Here is a 17,683-nt window from a genome sequence, read left to right on the forward strand (position 1 = left end):
CTTACATTGAATTGGGTGAATTTAAGGGGTAAATTCAGGCATCACGGGTTCTAAGTTTGTATCATACCAAATTATACCGGTATGCGACTTATTTCACTAATTACACTGATGCTCATTTTCCAGTACGGAAATTCGGCATATCATCAATCGGGCTCTGAAGAAGAACAGGTAGCAGCTGGGCGCGTGATCATGGAAAAGGTCTTCAATCGTTTTCATATCAACTATGAAATGAGCAGACTGCACAAAGTTGGCTATTACAAAGAATCCGTTTCGGATACCAACTCCACTTACTACCTGGCAGAGGGAATCGTGGACATCTACATCCCCTCCAACCTTAATAGGGTATCCAATGCATCCATCAGCCCAATCAGAACCAGAAAAAAGGCTTTTCATGAGGTGGACAAGACCAAACTCCTGCTAGGCAATGCCAGCGACATGGCCCGATCATCCATCTGGCGGCCAAACTCCTTTCTGGATGAGAAGCACCGGGGCTATTATAGTTTTAGCTATGCGGGTGACACGGAAATCAACGGGTTTGACGTATCGGTTATTGAATTTAGGCCTGTAAAATCAGGCGGACAGGCAAGTGGTAAAATCTATGTGGACAAAACATATTTGGCCATCGTGAGGATTGAATACACACCGCTGGCAGAAAATTCCAAAATATGGAAATCCATCTCATGGACAGAGGATTTTGATTTTAACCATGGCGCATATGAGCTCACAAGCGTGGAGTTTAATGGAATCAGCCTGGATGATTTTCATTACAGTGCCCTTTTGGTGATGAATCAGATAGAGACTGTGAGCCAGATACCATCTCAGGATTTCATCTATGAAAACACCCCGCTTTTTGAGACGGCCACAGAAGAATCAATGCAAGACTTCTGGGAAGGATACGAAGAGCTAAGGCTGAAAATTGCAAAACAAAATGTCCTTGTAGCAGCGGAGTAATTTCGGTCAGGTACTCTGCCTTCCCAAAAATCATTAAACCAAATTGGTACTTTAAACGTGAGAGAATTTCATAATTTTCTCTCATGAACCGTATCGACCGACTCAACGCCCTCCTCATCCATCTGCAAGGGAAACCCCGGATTCCCATCGATGAACTGGAAGATCGATTTGAAGTAAGCAGGCGCACCATTTTCCGCGACATCAAATCACTAATGGAAGCAGGCGTACCCATAGGAGGAGATGCCGGCGAGGGGTACTTCATTGTGGAGGGGTATCACCTGCCTCCCGTGGTTTTCAATAAAGAAGAAGCCAGCGCTATCCTGCTTGGGGCAAAATTTATAGAAAAAGCTGCCGATAGTCATACCGTAGAAGCTTTCCAAAAAGCCATGTATAAGATCAAGGCGGTTCTCAAGTACTCGGACAAGGAATTTCTGGACAACCTGGAAGAGCGAATTTCCATCCGGCCTACTCCTCAAGCAGATCAATTTCCAGACTCCCACATTGCAGAAATCCAGATGGCCATCGCCACCAACCGGCTGATATCCATGACCTATTATTCCCACTATACTGACACTACCACCGCGCGGGAGGTGGAACCCCTGGGAATGGTCTTCTATTCTTCCAGATGGCACCTGATCGGATTTTGCAGGCTGAGACAAGATCTCAGGGATTTTCGTGCAGATCGCATCCAAAAAGTGAAAATACTACCAGAAGAAATTGATCCTAAAAAGCACCCACACTATCTGGATTTTTTAAATGACTCTTTGATAGGGACAGATGCCAAAGAAGCTGTTATTATCTGCACCGGCATGATTGCACGTATGATGGGAGATCAGAAATACTATATGGGTTTTGTGAGTGAGGCAAAGCTTAAAGACGGCAGGTACAGGATGAAATTTGTCACACCCTATTACAACTACCTGGCAAAATGGCTCATGATGTTTGGGAAAGACGTGGAGATTGAATCCCCATCTGAGTTGCAGGGTCTTGCCGCGACATACGCCAAGGAACTTCTGGAACACCATAGTTCGGTTTTCGTTTAAAATAATCTCATGAAAAAGACATTCACATTAACCCTACTCATTACTTCTTTCCTTTCTTTTAGTCAATCAGCTCAGGAGGAAATTGATACTCAAATCTGGATTCCATTCACTAAGGCCTGGGAGGCCAATGATGGAGCGGCCTACAATGCAATTCATTCTGATGATGTCTGGCGAATCAACCCCGGACGCTTACTGGTGGGGGACGAATACAAAAGCCGGAATGCCGAGCGAATGACCGGCCGCCAGCAACCAAACATTATCGAGTTTTCCTTTGAGCACAGAATGGTCAATGGGGATAATGCCTATGAGGTAGGTTATTATCGAATCAGCAACCCTTCCATTGATGAACCACCCATACACATCGGCAGATTTCATGTGGCATTAAAAAAGATCGACGGCAAGTGGAAAATCACCCAGGATTGGGATACCAGCGAAATCAACGGAGAACGAATCACTTATCAGAGCGTTGAAAGTAGGGAATTCACCCACTTTGAATAAAATTTGTCTGCTGCATTTATCGAGTGACATAGGGCTGTCACTACACCTGATTTCTTTGTTTTCATAAACACAAAACATCATATACTATGGAAGCAACAATTGACAAACTAAATCTGCAGAAAGCAGATCCCAGCTATTACAAAGCAACCAAAACTCCAGAATTAAGGGATTTGGAGCCTTATTATTATCTATCAGTGAGTGGCAGGGGCAATCCCAATGCACCGGAATTCCTTCAGGCCATCGAAAAAATGTATGCCGTGGCATATGCCATCAAGTTTACCTGCAAGGCAGAGGATATGGATTTTGTGGTGCCAAAGATGGAGGGTTTTTGGTGGATTGATGGGGGGCTGGAGGCGCAGCATAAGTTTACCCAGACCCCTCCCGAAGAGTGGAACTGGAAAATTGTCATTCGAATGCCCGATTTCGTGGAGGGAGATCACTTTTATCGAGCGGTTCAAAAAGTAAAGACAAAAAATCCTGAACTGCTCCCTGAGGATGAAGTGAAGTTTGAACTGATTAATGAAGGGCTTTCTGTCCAAATTCTACACATTGGCAGCTACCACAAAGAAGAGCCTTCCATCATGAAAATGCTGGAGTTTGCAAAGGAAAACGGGCTGGTGATCAACGGACATCACCACGAGATTTATCTTAGCGACCCTAGGAAAACCCTGGAGGAAAAATTGAAAACGATCCTGAGGTATTCAGTTAAAAAGATTTAGCCATGAACAAGCATTTTTTGGGTCTGAGGACCACCATTTACCATGTGGCCGATCTGGATAAAGCCAAGGAATGGTATACCAAAGCGTTTGATCAAGAACCCTATTTTGATGAGCCGTTTTACGTGGGGTATAACATTCAGGGCTATGAATTGGGTCTTTTGCCTGACGACACCCCCGCAACTCAAAAGTCGGCCAATATCCAGGCTCTGTGGGGAGTGAATAATGTGGAAGAGGAGCATAGGCGGTTGATTGAATTGGGTGCCACCGAACATGAAGGGCCTAAAAATGTAGGCGGTGAAATTGTCGTTTCAAACCTGAAAGACCCTTGGGGAAATATCATTGGGTTGATCTACAATCCATACTTTGAGCTTCCTTGAAAACGATCAATCATTTTATCCTTGGACTCGATGGCCAGCAAAGGGCCATCGTGTCTTACTTGCACCAGCGGTTGACAAGTGATTATGACCTGATGGGAAAGATTAGCTACAATGTGCCATTTTATTACCGAAAAAGCTGGATTTGCTACCTCAACCCACTGAAGGATGGTGGAGTGGAACTGGCATTTACCAGGGGTAATGAGCTATCCAATGACCAGGGCATTCTTGATTTCAAAGGCAGGAAGCAGATAGCCGGCATTGGCTTATACAGCGTGGCAGATATGCCGGAGCAGCAAATCCATGAGATCATCCATGAAGCGCTTATCCTTGACGAAACCACAAAGTACAGCGTTAGAAAATCTAATAAGTAATTTGCTTATCAAATCTGTAGGTATAACCCCTTAATTCATCAGTCCGAAGCACCGGGAATTTGAAAATCAGGTGGGCAAATGGGTCGCCTCCATTATTTTTAGAGGTAATCATTTATTCTTATCGACGTGATCCCGCCCACGACTGCCAAAACGAAAATTGAATCACTACTAAGTGATGCCTATGCTTGCAGGGTCAACGACCTTAAAAAGAGCATTTCACTGGCGGAGGAGGCACTTCAGCTTAGTAAAGAGGCAGATGACAAGTCGTTCATCGCTCAGTCCCTTGCACAGCTCTCCCTTTTTCACATGATCATAGGAGATTTTGATCTCTCCATCAACATGGCCAATGAGGCAATCGATCACTTCCAAAACCTAAAGGATGAGAAAGGCATAGCGGATGCTAAATACACCATTGCAGGAGCTTTGTATAAAAGGGACGATTTTCATCAGGGATTAAACTATCTCACTGACTGTCTGGCTACCTACAAAAAACTTGGAGACTATCACAATCTGTCCAGGGTGCAAAAATCGATGGGCACGATTTACGAATACTTTGGGGATACAAAAAGTGCCAAGCAGATATATAAGGAATCCGTCGATTCAGCAAAGTTTGCCGGCGACCTGAACCTTCAGTCAAATGCGTACAATCCACTCTCCGGCATTTACCTCAATGAAGGCAGGGTGACTGAAGCGATGGATCTCATTGAGGAGTCCATACGCATGAAAAAGGAAACCAGGGACACACGGGGGCTGGCTTTTGCACTGTATGGAAGGGGTAAAATATACACCCAAACAAGACAGTTTGCTGAAGCGGAACAGGACTTTCTGGAGTCCATCAGGATACACAATGAGATGGGGGAAAAGCTTGGCTGGGCTATGAGCTATCACAAGCTTGGGGCTCTATACATCAAAATGGGTAATCTTGATCAGGCTGAAGAGACGCTTATTAAAGTGCTGGAGTATAGCAATAAGCATAAAATCATCCTCATAAAGTTTAGAGCAAACCTACTCTTGCATGACATTGCCAGGAAAAGGGGAAACTATGAACTGGCGCTAAAATACCTGTCACAGTATGTGGATGAAAAGGAGAGTGTGATCAATGACCGAACGGCGAAAGTGATCGAAGGGTATGATACCATAAATAAGATGCAAACCCTGGAGATGGAAGCCACTGCGCAAAAGGAGAAAGCAGAGATCATTGAAAAGAAAAACATAGAATTGGATTCTTTTTTCTACCGGATCTCCCACGACCTGAAAGGTCCCATCACCTCCATGATGAGCCTGAGCTACATTGCCAAAATGGATGTCAAAGATGAGACTGCCCTTAGGTTTATCAACGAGTATGACAATCAGACAAGTCGTCTCAATACCATCCTTGACGGACTTTTGAACTTGACTAAAATGTCTTTCAATGAGGACACCAAACAGGAGATAGACTTTGAAAAGATCATCTACGACTGCATTGCTTCCTATAAATTTCTGGCCAATTATGAGTTGGTTCAATTCAAGATTGATGTGGACCCGAAGATCCGGTTTGAAGCGGAGTGGGCACTGATCAATACGATCATGCAAAACTTAATTGAGAATGGAATTAAGTATGCCCGCACGGAAAACAATACGCCGGAAATACACATTTCCGTGCGCCAGACAAAGGATGCGATTGAGATCGAGTCTACCGACAATGGCATTGGCATGGACGAAGAAACTGTCTCAAAAATTTTCACCATGTTTTTCCGGGTAAACAGAAAAATTGAGGGAACTGGCCTTGGACTTCACATCCTGAAGAGAGCCGTGGAGAGGCTCAATGGAGAAGTATCTGTGAAAAGTAAACTTGGGGAAGGCACTACTTTCCGTATTTCCTTCCCCAAATAATTACATATGAATTGGTCGGTTGTCGGTAGCTGCAAGAGCTGCCTCTTTGAAGGCCTCCATGTAGGTGGGGTGTGCATGAGACATTCGGGAAATATCCTCTGCTGATGCCCGGAATTCCATGGCAGTAACTCCGGCCGCAATCATATCTGCTGCTCTCGCACCGATGATATGGACTCCTAAAATCTCATCCGTTTCTTTATCTGCAAGAATCTTTACCAGGCCATCGGTATCCATACTCGCTCTTGCTCTTCCGAGTGCCTTGTATGGAAATTTTCCTGTTTTGAAGGCTCTTCCCTGCTCTTTCAACTGCTCCTCTGTATATCCAACTGAAGCAACTTCCGGCCAGGTATAAACAACACCCGGGATGAGATTGTAATTGATGTGCGGCTTCTGCCCCGCAATTGATTCTGCAACAAACACTCCTTCTTCCTCAGCCTTATGAGCAAGCATCGCACCCTTCACTACATCGCCAATCGCGTAGATATTGTCAACGTTGGTTCTCAAATCATCATCCACTTCCACCTTGCCACGATCATCCATTTTTACGCCTGCCTTATCCAATCCCAGTTTGTCAGTATATGGTTTTCTGCCAATGGATACCAGACAATAATCACCTTTCAATTCTACGGTCTCCCCTTTCTTATTCTCCGCTTTTACAGTGACATTCTTTCCCTTCTTCTCTACATCTGTCACTTTATGTCCCAAGTAAAAATCAAAGCCAATTCCCTTAAGTGATTTCTGAAGCTCTTTTCCCATTGTACCATCCATACTTGGGATGAGATTATCTAAAAACTCAACCACAGAAACTTTCGCTCCCAGTCTAGCATAGACCGATCCCAGCTCAACGCCAATCACACCCCCTCCGATCACAATCATATGCTTAGGTACTTCCTTCAATTCCAACGCCTCAGTGCTAGTGATCACCCGATCTTTATCCAGCTTGATAAAAGGAAGGCTCGCTGGCTTGGAGCCGGTAGCAATAATCACTTTCTCAGCAGTGATTTGCTGCTTCTTCTTCCCGTCAATCTGGATTGTATTCTTATCAACAAAGCTTCCCATACCATGAAAAACATCAATCTTGTTTTTCTTCATTAGGTAATCAATCCCTTCTACATTCTGCTTCACCACATCCGCCTTTCGGTCAATCATCTGTTTCAGATTCACCTTTGGCTTGCTGATATCTATCCCGTGGGTCTTAAAAGTATGTTCCGCATTATGGAAATGCTCAGAAGAATCCAGAAGTGCTTTCGATGGAATACAACCTACATTCAAACATGTACCACCAAGGGTATCATACTTTTCAATGATGGCAGTCTTCATACCCAACTGTGCACAGCGAATAGCTGCAACATATCCACCGGGACCTGAACCTATTACTACTACTTGATAATCCATATTTTATAGATTTTAGATTGGGAGATTTTAGATTTTAGATTGAATTAAACGCCTAAAAGAAGTCTGGTTGGGTCTTCCAATAACTGTTTAACTCTCACAAGGAAACTTACAGACTCTCTTCCATCGATGATTCTGTGATCGTATGAAAGAGCAACATACATCATTGGACGTACTACTACTTCACCATTTTCCACTACTGCACGTTCCACGATATTATGCATTCCCAAAATGGCTGATTGCGGTGCGTTGATAATTGGCGTAGACATCATAGAGCCAAATACTCCGCCATTGGTAATGGTGAATGTTCCACCTTCCATCTCCTCAATGCTCAACTTATTATCTCTTGCTTTAGTAGCAAGTCTTACCACTTCCTTCTCAATCTGATCAAAGCTCAATGCCTCTGCATTTCTAATAACCGGAACCACAAGGCCCTTAGGTGCAGATACTGCGATCGATATGTCGCAGTATTCATTAAACACTATCTCATTTCCATCAATTTGAGCATTCACTGCCGGCCACTCCTGAAGGGCCACACAGACAGCCTTGGTGAAAAATGACATGAAGCCTAATCCAACTTCGTGCTTCTCCTTGAATTGTTCTTTGTATTTGGATCGCAAATCCATGATTGGCTTCATGTTCACCTCATTGAAAGTGGTCAACATGGCCGTCTCATTCTTCACAGAAACAAGCCTTCTGGAGACAGTCTTTCTAAGAGAAGACATCTTCTCTCTTCGCTGCTCACGGCTGATGCCTCCACCAAAAGTTGGTGCCTCAAACTGAGGTTTGGAAGGCTTATCCTCGGAAGGTTTAGAGGAAGTCTGAGCAGATTTCTCAGCTTTCATTGCATCCTCTTTTGTGATTCGACCATCCTTTCCAGATCCCTTCACATCCGATGTAGCGATTCCTTTCTCATCTAGGATTTTAGATGCTGCTGGAGAAGCATGACCTGTTGCATAAGTCTTATTACTTTCACCTGAACCGGATGAAGACGAAGTTTGTGATGATCCACCTGACGAAGAACCTGAAGCTGGCACACCACCTTCCATCACTTCGATTTTACAAATCAAAGCTCCAATTTCTAAGGTGTCACCCTCCTGAGCTACAATTTGAAGCTTTCCTTGAGCTTCAGCTGTAAGATCAAAAGTTGCTTTATCGGATTCGATCTCAGCAATCACTTCATCTAGCTCCACAAAATCACCATCTGTTTTTGCCCAGTTCGAAATGGTTACCTCAGTAATAGATTCACCAACAGCTGGCACCTTCATTTCAAGCACCTCACCGGTAGCCTTTGCTACTGACGAGCCACTGGAAGAAGTTTCGCTTTTACTTTCGGAAGATTTATTTGAGGATGATCCACCTCCACTAGCGTTCTCATCTATCTCACACAAAACAGCACCGATCTCTAGCGTATCTCCTTCCTGTGCTTTGATGCTAAGCTTCCCAGCCGCTTCAGCAGTCACTTCAAACGTGGCTTTATCGGACTCCAGCTCGCAGATCACTTCGTCCATTTGGACCATGTCTCCGTCACTTTTTGTCCATGATGCTACGGTCACTTCCGTGATAGACTCACCAACCGCAGGAACTTTCATTTCAAGACTCATTTTCTTCTTGTTTTAATGTTTTGTATTTCTTCAGACCAGATCTGTTTTTTTTTAAATTTCAAATGCTTGTTTTACAAGATTTGCTTGCTCTTCCTTGTGAACTTTAGAGAATCCAGTAGCCGGTGAAGCACTAATTTTTCTTGCCACCACCTCAAAGTCCATGTCAATCCGCATGTTGATGTAGCTCCAGGCCCCCATATTCTTAGGCTCCTCTTGCACCCACACCAACTTAGGATTATTGTATTTCTTCAGAATCGCATCAATTTGCTTTTGCGGCCATGGATAGATTTGCTCTACCCGCACGATGGCCACATCCTTGGCTTTTTTCTTACTCTGCTCTTCCAGTAGATCAAAGTAGACCTTACCTGAACAGAACAGCACCTTCTTCACATTTTTGTTGGTCACATAGTCATCCCCGATTACTTCCTGAAATCGTCCTGATGTAAAATCTTTAATTGGAGAAATAGTACCCGGATGCCTTAAGAGTGATTTAGGAGAAAACACAACCGCTGGCTTTCTGAATTCCCACATTACCTGTCGTCTCATTAAGTGGAAGATATTCGCTGAAGTAGTAAGGTTTGCAATAATGATATTTTCGCCTGCACACATTTGAAGGAATCGCTCCATCCTTGCACTTGAGTGCTCAGGACCTTGCCCCTCATAGCCATGGGGAAGCAACATCACCAGTCCATTCATCCTTTGCCATTTACTCTCAGCACTGATTATGAACTGATCAATCATGATTTGTGCACCATTGGCAAAATCACCGAACTGAGCTTCCCAAATCACCAGGGCATTTGGAGTAGCCATCGCATAGCCATACTCAAAACCCAACACTCCGTACTCTGAAAGCAGCGAGTTGTAGATTCTCAATGGCTGCTGATCCTTTTGAATATTGTTGAGTCCGCAGTACGGCTCATTCGTATTTGAATCGAAGAAGTAGGCATGCCTGTGAGAGAAAGTTCCTCTTTTCACATCCTGACCTGACATTCTCACGATCGTTCCCTCTGCTAACAAAGATCCATAAGCAAGTAGCTCGGCATCTGCCCATCCAAGCTCCTTTTTCTCAAAGAAGTTTGCTTTTCTGTCTTTGATGAGCTTTTCAATTTGGCGAAGAGGCTTGAATCCTTTTGGCACCTCGCTGATCGCTTTCCCCACCTTATCAATAACATCCTGAGAAATACTTGTATCTGGAGATTTGTCAAAGTCCTCTACTTTCGACCTCCTCAGGTGATTCCATTCCTCTTCGATTTTTTGAGGCTTGTATGGAAGCGGGTTTTGCTTGATCTCATCCAGACGGTTTTGAAGAAGGGTTTTAAATTCCTTGTCCAGTTTTTCTACATCTGACTCATCCAGATCGCCACGTTCCTTCAGCGTTTTCACGTAAACTTCCCGGGGATTCGGGTGCTTACCAATTGCATTGTAAAGCTTTGGCTGGGTGAACTTTGGTTCGTCGCTTTCATTGTGACCGTGCCTTCTATAGCACAGCATATCAATGAAAATATCTTTATTGAATCGCTGGCGAAATTCGACAGCCAGATTTGCACAGAAGTTTACTGCCTCAGCATCATCACCGTTTACGTGAAGAATTGGCGCATCAACGATTTTGGCAAGATCCGTGCAGTAAATACTGGATCGTGCATCAACGAAATCCGTGGTGAACCCTACCTGGTTGTTGATCACAAAATGGATCGTACCACCAGATTTGTAGCCTTCCAAAAGTGACATTTGAACGCACTCATAAACGATCCCTTGTCCGGCAACTGCGGCATCACCATGAATAAGAATTGGGATAGCCTTGCCCATATCCCCTTTGTACTCATCATCGATCTGTGCTCTGGAGTAGCCCAAAACAACCGGGTCAACCGCCTCCAGGTGAGAAGGGTTTGGAGCCAGCTTCACATACATTTTCTTTCCAGAAGTTGTTTCCATGTGAGAAGAGTATCCAAGGTGATACTTCACATCCCCATCTCCCATGGTCAGGTCTACCTCCTGATTACCTTCAAACTCACTAAAAATTTCTTCGTAAGTCTTGCCCATAATGTTTGCAAGCACATTCAACCGTCCTCTATGCGCCATCCCAATCATAACTTCAGCAGCATCTAATTCAGCAGCTTTGCTAATGATCCGATCAAGCGCCGGAATCATATTTTCTCCACCTTCAAGTGAAAACCGCTTCTGACCTAAAAATTTGGTGTGAAGGAAGTTTTCAAAAACTACCGCCTCATTGAGTTTGGACAATATCCTTCTCTTCTCTTCTTTAGGCGGATTGATATCAAAACCCTCCGCCTCTACTTTGCCTTTAAACCACTCATGAACCTCAGAGTTTCGAACATGGCTATACTCAAAGCCAATGTGATTGGAGTAGACTTTCTTCAGCTTTTCTACGATTTTCCGCAGGGTCGCTTTACCGAGACCTATCTCTGCCCCTACTTCAAATTCTGAATCCAGGTCACTTTCTGAAAGATCAAAATCCTTGATCTCAAGCTTAGTAACGTGATGCCTCCGCTCCCTTACAGGATTTGTGTCTGCGATCAGATGGGCCCAAGACCTGTAATTGTAAATGAGGTTTCTAACTGCCGTTTCCTTAGGAGTGGCGATGGCATCAGTAGTTGCTACCCCATTCTCTCCATACTTCTCCTGCGCAAATTCAAATCCCTCGAAAAACTTCTTCCAGGATTCATCTATGCTATTTGGGTTATCTTTGTAGGCCTTAAAAAGCTCATCAAGGTAATTACCGTGAGCATTGGCGATGTAGGAATATTTGTCCATACTCATAATGTGTTCTGAAACAAAGGTATATCCTAATAAGTTTCTTTAAAAATTGTAAAATCGTTTATGCAAATACACATACGAATAAATACTGATAACTAGGTACTTAGTTATTTTAATATCGTCTTTTCTTAGGCCTGGAGGGTTTAAAATATTTTGCTGGGATCTACGAGTTTTCCTCATCGCTAAAGTGCGATCCTTTTCTTTTCATCACATCTTTCTCACTCAGAGAAAAATAGACTACATTTGCGCTCCATTTTTAAACCTTTTGATGGACGAGTTCCATAAACAAAAAGAATTATGCCAGTAAAAATTAGACTAGCGCGTCGAGGACGCAAAAAACAAGCCATGTACGATGTAGTAGTGGCAGACGCTAGAGCACCACGAGATGGTCGCTTTATTGAGAAACTTGGTACTTACAATCCAAACACAGATCCAGCGTCTATTCATTTAGACAATGACAAAGCGTTTGATTGGGTAATGAAAGGTGCTCAGCCCACAGATACTGTGAGAGCCATGCTTTCTTACCGAGGTATCATGATGAAAAAACACCTTCAGATAGGAGTAAACAAAGGAGCAATTACTCAGGAAGAGGCTGATAAGAAGCTTGAAGCCTGGATGAAAGACAAAGAGTCTAAGATTCAGGGTAAAGTTGACAAACTTGCCAAGGATCAGGCTGACAAGAAGAAAGCAGCACTGGAAGCAGAGAAGAAAGTGAGCGAAGCAAGAGCTGAAGAGCTTAAGAAAAGAGCTCTGGAAGCTGAAGCAGCTTTGGTTGAAGAAATCAAAGAAGGTGGAGCTGAAGGAAATGAGGATGTGGAAGAGGATGTAGCTGAGGTAGAAGAAGCACAAGCTGAAACTACTGCAACAGAAGAGGCTCCTGCTGAAGAAGCTCAAGAAGAGCCAAAGGCTGAAGCTACAGAAGAAGCTCCTGCTGAAGAGGCTAAAGAAGAAGACAAAAAAGAGGGTTAAGTCTCCATGAGGCAAGCTGATTGCTACCAACTTGGGGAAGTGATCAAAACCCACGGTCTGAATGGAGAAGTTGGCATCTCACTGGATGTTGATTTTCCGGACGAATATCAAAATTTGGAATCAGTTTTTCTTGAACAACAAGGAAAGCTGGTTCCTTTTTTTATTGAAACCATACAAGTCAATGGTAACAGGGCGCTGGTGAAGTTTGAAGATATCAATTCACTGGAAGATGCAAAGCCTTTAATCAAATCAGACATCTACCTGCCCCTTACCTTTCTACCTAAACTGGAAGATGGACAATATTATTTCCATGAGCTTGTAGGGTGTGATGTCTTTGAAAAAGAGGATAGACTTGGCGTAATAAGGGAAATAATTGACCTCAATGGAAATCAGCTAATTTCTTTAGACGCAGCAGGAAAGGAAATTTTGATTCCCCTCAAGGATGAAATTCTATCGGTCGTGGATATCCCTAATAAAAAAGTATCTGTTGTGCTGCCGGAAGGATTGCTTGATATCTACAATGATTAACTTCATGGTATGAGGATCGACATCATTACCTGCTTGCCTGATCTTTTCGAGGGTCCATTGACCCAGAGTATCGTTAAAAGATCTATTGACAAAGGTCTGGTGGAATTAGAAATCCACAACCTTAGAGATTATGCCACCAACAAGCATCTGCACGTAGACGACTATGCCTTTGGTGGTGGAGCTGGAATGGTGCTGATGATTGAGCCCATCGATAAGTGTATCTCAGCCTTAACAGAGAAAAGGAGTTATGATGAAATCATCTACCTGACTCCAGACGGTGAAACATACAATCAGGGAATAGCCAATCAATTATCATTAAAAGAGAATTTTATTTTCCTGTGCGGGCATTATAAAGGCGTAGATCAGCGGGTAAGAGATCACTTGATCACACGGGAAATCAGCATTGGCGATTATGTACTCTCCGGGGGAGAGCTTGCCGCCATGGTACTCGCCGATTCCCTCATCAGGCTCGTTCCAGGAGTTCTCAATGATGAGACCTCCGCCCTTTCCGATTCCTTTCAGGACAACCTCCTTGCCCCTCCGGTGTACACTCGGCCTGCTGAATACAAAGGCTGGAAGGTACCGGAAATTCTTACCTCAGGACATGAGGCCAAGATAGAAGCCTGGAGAAACGAGCAGGCCTTGGAGCGCACAAAAAAAAGACGTCCGGATTTACTTCAATAATCCGTCAAATAGGATCTTAATATACCCCTAAGTAGGTATTTCAAGTGTTTGGTTTTTTGACTCCCTTTGAAAGAAAAAGCCATGAAGACACTTTACAAATCAACCAAATTACTGAGTTTACTACTTACTCTTTCAACCATCATTTTAATTGTTAGTTGCGGGGGTGGCGGAGATGATCCAGCTCCTATAGATGTAGATCCATCAGATGCTGATGCACTTTCAGGGGTACTTCTAATCCCGGGCAGCCAAAGTGTGAGCGGCCAGCCGCCGGCACCAAGTACAGCACCAGGTGCTCCAACAGTATCAAACAATCAGACTTCTGCAACGGTTGTTGCTGACAATACCTTGTATTTGCCATTCAATTTTGAGTCGGCACAGGGATATGGAGGATGCTATGTTCAGGTTAATGGTGCGTCCAGCTATTTTGATATAGCTGATGGTAACTCTGCACAAGACGGGCTACTTGTGATCCCCGTTGGCATTCCGGCAGGGGTACAAAATGGGGATTTTTGCCTCACTTACTGCATTTATGACAATAGTGGACAGGTGAGTAATCTACTACAGACATGCGTGACCGTTGGGCCAATTCAGGAATGCCCTGCCTTCACAAGTGGAAGTGATGGGCTTACTATTGCTACATATGATCTTGGGGAGACTGCAGGAACATCCACCATTACTTATGATATGTATTCAGTCCAGGATAGGGTTGATGTTTTCTACAATGACCAGTGGATTGGAGGATCAGGATCCAGCATAAGTAGTGCTTCCTTCCCACCAGTAAGCAGCTGTGGGGATGGACAAAACGGGTATGTGAGTGGAGTTGGGACTATTGATGTAAATTATGATCCTTCGGTGGCAAGAACAGTCACCATCTACATGAGTGGATGCATAGGAGGAGGTACAGCGTGGGATTTAAATGTAAGTTGCCCAGAATAAGAAATTAGTATTTAATCCCTTCAAAAAGACCCTCCTCGGAGGGTTTTTTGTTATAAATACCTCTGGGTGGGTATTTCATCTTATACTGAAAGTTTTCATCTTTAGTGAAAATCGTACCTTTCAACTAAAAAATATTATCATGAAAAATTATATCGTTTTAATCATCCTTCTAGTTTCTTGTCAGCAAGCCAATGAAAGCATTCCGCAAGGATCACATGATCACCCAGTCTCAAGAAGGAGCGCAATAATTGATGACTATCCCCATGCGTCTACAACCCATGTTCTTGAGGATGGCGTGTACAAAGATGCTTATGGTGTTAAGTTCATCATGGAAGAAGTTGATAGAAAAATATTCTACGCTTATGTTGATCGCTCCAACGTTAGGAAAATTGCATACGTATATGACGAAAAGCCAGAACCAATTATCCTGGAAGGAAAAAAAATCGAATGGAATCAGCTTGAAAGAATCAATAATAACTATAGGGTTTTCGGATCAATCTTCAACAGAAAGGAAGTAAGGTTTCACACAATTATTATCACTGGAGATTTTGACGATCTCTCGATTGATGTATTCAAGTCAAATGAGGCTGAAAAGATTAAATCACATTTTCTAAATAGCTTGGAAGGTCATTCCCTTCATCAGGGTATAATTCACTTTCCCGACAATAATGATGATGATGATTAGGAGAACAATCTTAATTATTTCTCTATTGATCTCAACCAATCTCCTAATTTGTCAAGAGCCTGTGGAAAAACAACTTGAGGCAGTTAAGGAAATACTGCAACAAGGAGAGTATGATTCTGCCATTTCAGTTCTTTATGGAATGGCAGATGAATTTAAGGAAAACACTGACGTCATTGGCAAAATCTATATTAGGTTGGGCACCGCTCACTGCATTGGAAATTCGATAGATGCTGGTCTCAAATACTATAAGCTGGCATTTGAATTGGGACAAGAGCAAGCCAATAATTCGCTTATTAGTAAAGCCTTGCTTGGTTTAGGGGCGGCATATCATTCTTTGGATAGTTTAGATAAGGCTTTACACTATTATTCCTTATCAATCCCATTGCTTGAAATCGAGGGCGACACATCAAATCTATCAGGTGTTTATAGCAACCTTGGATTAATCCAGTCAGGAAAAGCCATGATAAACGATGCATACTCTTCTTTCAAAAAAGCCCTATTTAACCAGGCAAAATCAAAAGACAGTATTTTTATGATGGAAACCTTTTTCAATCTAGGAATGGCCCTTTCGAAATCAGGCTTACACGAAAAAGCACTCGTATACCTTGATAGTTCGCGATATATAAGTCATCTAACAAACTCTACAGAGGGCCTTTCCAGAGCAACCAGACAAATGGCTATCGAATACTATTACCTGGATAATTTCAGAGCTTCATCCAGCTATTTCTTTAGTTACGATTCAATTGGTCATGATTTATTTCACCAGAGCGACAAAGAAAAAATCCTCGAACTCGAAACCAAATTCAAAACAGCAGAAATAGAACGTGATAATGCATTTAAGCAAGCAGAAATAGCGCAAAATAAGAGGCAGCTATTGCTCCTATCCCTCTTCGCACTTTTCCTCACAATCACCGCCATTGCCATTTACCTGTTTCTGACCCAAAGAAGAAAACGACTAAAAATAGCCTCCGAAAAACAAATCCAAGGCCTCCTCCAGGAGCAGGAAATGAAAACCGCCTATGCCCTTCTCGAAGGACAGGATCGTGAACGCAAACGTATAGCAGCCGAGCTGCATGATAATCTCGGGAGCATACTGGTGACCCTCAACATGTACGCTGATGCCCTTCAGGATCGAAAACCGGAGGAAATGAAAGGGTTGGCAGAGAAAATTGGAGAAACGGCCAAGCTGGCCAATGATGAGACCAGAAAAATTTCTCATAGTCTGGACTCGGGCTTGATCAAACACTTTGGCTTGGAAGCAACCATCAAGCAGCTTACGGAGGCAGTTTCTTCAGCCCGCAATCTCATATTCCATTTATCCATCCAACTTGAGGATACACTTGGCTCAGAATTTTCACTTGAAATTTATCGAATCATCCAGGAGCTCATAAACAATACTTTGAAGCACTCCAAAGCCACTAAAGTGCATCTTGAACTCACCCATGTCAGTGGATCGCTCAATCTGATTTTTGAAGACAATGGCATAGGGTTTAATAAGGATGAAATAATGAGAGGAATGGGCTTAAAAAATATCGAAAATCGGGTACAAAAATTGGACGGAGAGCTAACCATAGACTCATCTCCCGGCAAGGGCAGCACTTTTATCATTGAAATAGCACAACTATGAGCACGGTAAAAATTCTAATCGCTGACGACCACCAGATCGTTATTGACGGACTGAAACTTGTGCTTAGCTCTAGGGAAGATTTCGAGGTGGTGGGAGAAGCAGGAAATGGGCTGGAAGTACTGGATTTTCTTAATCATAGACACGTTGATGTTGTAGTGCTGGATATCAACATGCCAGAAATGGATGGGATAAAGTGCGCTAAAAAAATTAAGTCTACCCATCCAAAAATCAAAGTCATCATCCTGACTATGTATGCCCAGAAGTCCTTTGTGGAAGAAATAATCAAGATCGGGATAGATGGATGTCTACTTAAAAACAACACTGGTAAGGAGCTTTCAGATGCGATTGCCAGGGTTCATAGCGGCAAATCATATTATGACCAGATACAGCATTTTAACAAAGACGATGCTAATGATCATAAGGAACTTTCACTGAGTGAAAGAGAGATAGAAATCATACGCAAACTGGGTGATGGGCTCACCAGCTCACAAATTTCAGAAACACTTTTTATCTCAGAGCACACCGTAAAAACCCATAGAAAGAACATTCTAAGAAAGCTAAGTCTGCACAGCAGTTCCGAGCTTATCCAGTACGCACTGAACAATGGAATTATTTAACTCAATATCTTTTTTTCCAATACTTATTTCTATAT

At 43.1% G+C, this 17,683-nt stretch carries 17 protein-coding genes; 14 read left to right on the forward strand and 3 right to left on the reverse strand.

The window, feature by feature from the left end:
- The first annotated feature begins 81 nt into the window (after positions 1–81).
- The 7 genes from RLN88_RS01095 (at position 82) to RLN88_RS01125 (ending at position 5,831) form a co-directional block, all read left to right on the forward strand.
- Positions 82–951: a LolA-like protein gene (locus RLN88_RS01095; protein WP_350219528.1), complete on the forward strand. Its 870-nt coding sequence runs from the start codon at positions 82–84 to the stop codon at positions 949–951.
- An 83-nt stretch (positions 952–1,034) separates the two neighbouring features.
- Positions 1,035–1,994: a helix-turn-helix transcriptional regulator gene (locus RLN88_RS01100; protein WP_350219529.1), complete on the forward strand. Its 960-nt coding sequence runs from the start codon at positions 1,035–1,037 to the stop codon at positions 1,992–1,994.
- A 9-nt stretch (positions 1,995–2,003) separates the two neighbouring features.
- Positions 2,004–2,492 carry a YybH family protein gene (locus tag RLN88_RS01105; RefSeq protein ID WP_350219530.1) on the forward strand — a complete coding sequence of 163 codons (489 nt, stop codon included), beginning with the start codon at positions 2,004–2,006 and terminating at the stop codon, positions 2,490–2,492.
- 86 nt (positions 2,493–2,578) lie between these two features.
- A complete protein-coding gene (locus tag RLN88_RS01110) occupies positions 2,579–3,211 on the forward strand; it encodes a GyrI-like domain-containing protein (protein WP_350219531.1) in 633 nt (210 codons plus the stop codon).
- A 2-nt stretch (positions 3,212–3,213) separates the two neighbouring features.
- A complete protein-coding gene (locus RLN88_RS01115; protein ID WP_350219532.1) occupies positions 3,214–3,588 on the forward strand; it encodes a VOC family protein in 375 nt (124 codons plus the stop codon).
- Positions 3,585–3,959 (forward strand): DUF1801 domain-containing protein, encoded by a 375-nt coding sequence (locus RLN88_RS01120; RefSeq protein WP_350219533.1) that lies wholly within the window; start codon positions 3,585–3,587, stop codon positions 3,957–3,959. The genes RLN88_RS01115 and RLN88_RS01120 overlap by 4 nt, the downstream gene beginning before the upstream one ends.
- 126 nt (positions 3,960–4,085) lie before the next feature.
- Positions 4,086–5,831, forward strand: a complete 1,746-nt coding sequence (locus RLN88_RS01125; RefSeq protein ID WP_350219534.1) for a tetratricopeptide repeat protein — start codon at positions 4,086–4,088, stop codon at positions 5,829–5,831.
- Here the strand turns inward: RLN88_RS01125 and lpdA are convergent, their stop codons facing one another.
- From lpdA to RLN88_RS01140, 3 genes are read right to left on the reverse strand one after another with little or no spacing between them, the layout of a single operon-like run.
- A complete protein-coding gene (lpdA, locus tag RLN88_RS01130; RefSeq protein ID WP_350219535.1) occupies positions 5,832–7,226 on the reverse strand; it encodes a dihydrolipoyl dehydrogenase in 1,395 nt (464 codons plus the stop codon).
- Positions 7,227–7,270: 44 nt separating this feature from the next.
- The gene (gene odhB, locus RLN88_RS01135) at positions 7,271–8,827 is read right to left on the reverse strand and encodes a 2-oxoglutarate dehydrogenase complex dihydrolipoyllysine-residue succinyltransferase (RefSeq protein ID WP_350219536.1); all 1,557 of its coding nucleotides are present in this window, start codon (positions 8,825–8,827) and stop codon (positions 7,271–7,273) included.
- A gap of 51 nt (positions 8,828–8,878) precedes the next feature.
- Complete coding sequence (locus RLN88_RS01140; protein ID WP_350219537.1) at positions 8,879–11,599, reverse strand: 2-oxoglutarate dehydrogenase E1 component; 2,721 nt, start codon at positions 11,597–11,599, stop codon at positions 8,879–8,881.
- 300 nt (positions 11,600–11,899) lie between these two features.
- On the opposite strand from RLN88_RS01140, the gene RLN88_RS01145 reads away from it, so the two are divergent.
- From RLN88_RS01145 to RLN88_RS01175, 7 genes are all read left to right on the forward strand, one after another.
- Positions 11,900–12,571 (forward strand): 30S ribosomal protein S16, encoded by a 672-nt coding sequence (locus RLN88_RS01145; protein WP_350219538.1) that lies wholly within the window; start codon positions 11,900–11,902, stop codon positions 12,569–12,571.
- A gap of 6 nt (positions 12,572–12,577) precedes the next feature.
- A complete protein-coding gene (gene rimM, locus RLN88_RS01150; RefSeq protein WP_350219539.1) occupies positions 12,578–13,099 on the forward strand; it encodes a ribosome maturation factor RimM in 522 nt (173 codons plus the stop codon).
- Positions 13,100–13,108: 9 nt separating this feature from the next.
- Entirely contained in the window at positions 13,109–13,783 is a 675-nt protein-coding gene (gene trmD / locus RLN88_RS01155) for a tRNA (guanosine(37)-N1)-methyltransferase TrmD (protein ID WP_350219540.1), read from the forward strand.
- Between the two features lie 81 nt (positions 13,784–13,864).
- Positions 13,865–14,719 carry a hypothetical protein gene (locus RLN88_RS01160; protein WP_350219541.1) on the forward strand — a complete coding sequence of 285 codons (855 nt, stop codon included), beginning with the start codon at positions 13,865–13,867 and terminating at the stop codon, positions 14,717–14,719.
- Positions 14,720–14,858: 139 nt separating this feature from the next.
- On the forward strand, positions 14,859–15,404 hold the full coding sequence (locus RLN88_RS01165) for a hypothetical protein (protein WP_350219542.1): 546 nt from the start codon (positions 14,859–14,861) through the stop codon (positions 15,402–15,404).
- A 61-nt stretch (positions 15,405–15,465) separates the two neighbouring features.
- On the forward strand, positions 15,466–17,031 hold the full coding sequence (locus RLN88_RS01170; RefSeq protein WP_350219543.1) for a sensor histidine kinase: 1,566 nt from the start codon (positions 15,466–15,468) through the stop codon (positions 17,029–17,031).
- A complete protein-coding gene (locus RLN88_RS01175) occupies positions 17,028–17,648 on the forward strand; it encodes a response regulator transcription factor (protein ID WP_350219544.1) in 621 nt (206 codons plus the stop codon). The genes RLN88_RS01170 and RLN88_RS01175 overlap by 4 nt, the downstream gene beginning before the upstream one ends.
- Positions 17,649–17,683 lie beyond the last annotated feature (35 nt).

Source organism: Ekhidna sp. (genome assembly GCF_040223195.1).
In the GTDB taxonomy this organism is placed as follows: domain Bacteria; phylum Bacteroidota; class Bacteroidia; order Cytophagales; family Cyclobacteriaceae; genus Ekhidna.